The sequence below is a fragment of the Mesorhizobium sp. M7A.F.Ca.US.006.01.1.1 genome (assembly GCF_003997935.1).
GTDB lineage: Bacteria > Pseudomonadota > Alphaproteobacteria > Rhizobiales > Rhizobiaceae > Mesorhizobium.
Map to the genome: position 1 here is coordinate 1 of NZ_RZQL01000480.1, position 1380 is coordinate 1380.

Genomic DNA, 1380 nt, shown 5'->3' on the forward strand with positions numbered 1-1380 from the left:
GAGATAGCTCGCCTGCGCGGCTTGATGATGATTTTCCGTCATTCCCAGCACGTTGACGTAATAGTCGCGCAGCCGCGCGACGTCGTCCGTGCCGAGGGTTAGGTGAGCCAGCCTGAAGACCTTTGGCATCGCTTGTTTCCTGCTACGCGTCGGAGGGTTTGCGCCGTACGCTTCATCGTATGGGGTTCAGCAATGTGCCCAGGCGTTCGATCTCGACCTCGCAGACATCGCCGGCGCGCATGAACACGGGTGGCTTGCGAGCCGCGCCGACCCCGGACGGCGTTCCCGTAACGATGATGTCACCGACCTCGAGGGTCATGGCGACGCTGATCAATGAGACCAGTCGCGGCACGTCGAAGATCAAGTCGTCGGTTTTGGCGCTCTGCATGACGGTGCCGTTGAGGCGGGGTTCGATGCGCAGCCCAGTGGCAGCCGGGGCAAGCTCGTCCGCTGTGACGAAATAGGGCCCGAAGCCGCCCGTGCCGTCGAAATTCTTGCCGATGGTCCACTGCGAGGTACGCAGCTGGTAGTCGCGAACCGAACCGTCATTGAAAATGGAATAGCCTGCGACGTGATCTAGCGCGTCCGATGGCGCGATGTTCCTGCCGGCCTTGCCGATCACGGCAGCCAGTTCGCCCTCGTAGTCGAACTGGCTGGACACGGAAGGACATGTCAGCGGTTGTCCGTGCGGCACGAGCCCACTGCTGAAACGGGCGAACACGGTTGGAAATTCCGGCACCGGCATACCACTTTCGCTGGCGTGATCCCTGTAGTTGAGCCCCACGCATAGAATCTTTCCAGTGCCTTTAAGAGGGGTTAGGAAGGTGATCTCCGCCTCCTCGACGACAGGGCCCTGCATCAAGGCCTCGGCGGCCAAGACTAGCTCCCTCGATGGCAGAAGAGTGTCCAGATTGCCCGGATAGGTGGGCGACGACGTATCCAGTCCGCGAAAGACACCGTCGGCGGTCGCCACGGCTAGGCCCTCCCGGCCATTGTGGACATATCGAAGGAACCGCATGCAACTGACCTCGAACAGTGACGAAAAGGGCTTCGCCGATAGCCAGGTATCGGACAGGGCGGAGCTGAGTTATGGCAGCGGAACAACAGCCGGCGCGTCCCGGACCTCCCAGACCGGTCACTGGCAAGGATGTATCGGCGCGCAAAATTCCAAAGTGCGGCAACCTTGTCAATCGAAATCGTCTTCCTTGTCAAAAATTCGCTTTGAATGCCAAATCGCTTCGGAGTACCCCGCTGCCGTACGCGCTGTTTTTGGGAACCACCGGTGTAAAAGATGCAGCATTCGGCGGAGCGAAAATCTGAAGATTGGGAGTTGATTAGCGGCCGATTTTGAGGGCCTACACAACCAGGGACAACCGAGAC

The 1380-nt window shown here is 59.8% G+C and carries 2 protein-coding genes; one reads left to right on the forward strand and one right to left on the reverse strand.

Annotated elements, in window-relative coordinates:
* Positions 1–172: 172 nt before the first annotated feature.
* Positions 173–973: a fumarylacetoacetate hydrolase family protein gene (locus EN943_RS36995; protein WP_245476118.1), complete on the reverse strand. Its 801-nt coding sequence runs from the start codon at positions 971–973 to the stop codon at positions 173–175.
* Positions 974–1089: 116 nt separating this feature from the next.
* Here EN943_RS36995 and EN943_RS37000 point away from each other — a divergent pair, with 116 nt between their 5' ends.
* Positions 1090–1320 carry a hypothetical protein gene (locus EN943_RS37000; protein WP_127416612.1) on the forward strand — a complete coding sequence of 77 codons (231 nt, stop codon included), beginning with the start codon at positions 1090–1092 and terminating at the stop codon, positions 1318–1320.
* Positions 1321–1380 lie beyond the last annotated feature (60 nt).